This window comes from Moorena sp. SIO3I6, from assembly GCF_010672095.1.
The window spans coordinates 1-1,123 of record NZ_JAAHHU010001621.1 but is presented as its reverse complement, the minus strand read 5'-3'; the positions used below and the strand labels follow the sequence as shown (position 1 = coordinate 1,123).

Sequence of the window (1,123 nt, the reverse complement as noted above, 5' to 3'; positions counted from 1 at the left end):
ACGCCAACGAGTTCTTAAAAATTAGTCATGAAGTCATTATCTCATATTTGGTGCTCAACTTAACCTGGGTGGTGCTTAGCACATTTTTGCTTATTTGTCAATCTAATTTAGATGCGTTTGCCCTGGGAGTGATATCCTCAGGGTTGTTTTCGGGGTTTGGGCGAAATTCGGAATCCATAAAGGTCACCTTTGGTTTAGTGTTTACACTATAATCATAACGATTATAAAAAAAACTCAAGGGTTTTGAGATTTTTTTTTGTGGGCAAGGTATTTTAAATAAAACCTAAGCTTATCTTTATTTAAATTCCATGGTTTTGATTTTATATAACATAAAACATGGAATAAATAAGAGGTGATAAATAAGAGGGTATATAGCGATTTTTATTATAATGAAGTACAATATTTTTTTAAATTTTCCCTATTCTGACTTTAGAGCTAATTTGTAAAGTAAATATTAATAAGCCTGAAAACCTTGCTATGATTGTCTTTTGGGTATTAAATAGTTCAATTGTTCTAGTTTAGCCCAAGCCTTATCCTACAAGGATTACAGCGAGTTTACAAATCAGCTCTAAAATCAACACGCGAAACCTCTCCCGTCTCCCTCGGCTGGAGGGGTTAGCTTTTGTAAGCGATTCGGGTGTTGCCCGACGGGGGGGCGTGTTAGCACCGGGTTGTTGGTTTTGCAATCTGTCCCGCTGCCTGAACCCGACCCTAGAACTAGTACCAACGACCGTAAGTGTTGCCTCCCAATCCCGGTAACCCCAGTTACTTGCCTTAACAATACTGTAAATTGATTATTTCGAGTCTAGGACTAACTGTTGTGCTACTGTTTTTGGATCTTTATCTATTTCCCTTGTATTTGGATTGAGGTCGATGTCAGGATTGAGTTTTTGTGCTTCTTGATAGACAGAAATAGCCTTTTTTATTTTCCCCTGTATTGCTAGCCACCTACCCTGTCGTACCTTCTCTTGTGCCGCTAACAGTAGTGCTACTTTTTCTGACAGGGGGACATAAAGCTTATAACGTACACAGTGCAAACTCTATAGCCCGCTCACCCTTCTTGTAATAATTGAGCCAACGACGGTTAATTTCCAAAAGTTCGTCCACTATTTTTTGGCATAAT

At 38.6% G+C, this 1,123-nt stretch carries 1 protein-coding gene; it reads right to left on the bottom strand.

Annotation, left to right across the window (positions count from 1 at the left end):
• Positions 1 to 794 precede the first annotated feature (794 nt).
• Complete coding sequence (locus F6K49_RS51730) at positions 795 to 1,037, bottom strand: hypothetical protein (protein WP_293110794.1); 243 nt, start codon at positions 1,035 to 1,037, stop codon at positions 795 to 797.
• Between the last annotated feature and the right edge of the window lie 86 nt (positions 1,038 to 1,123).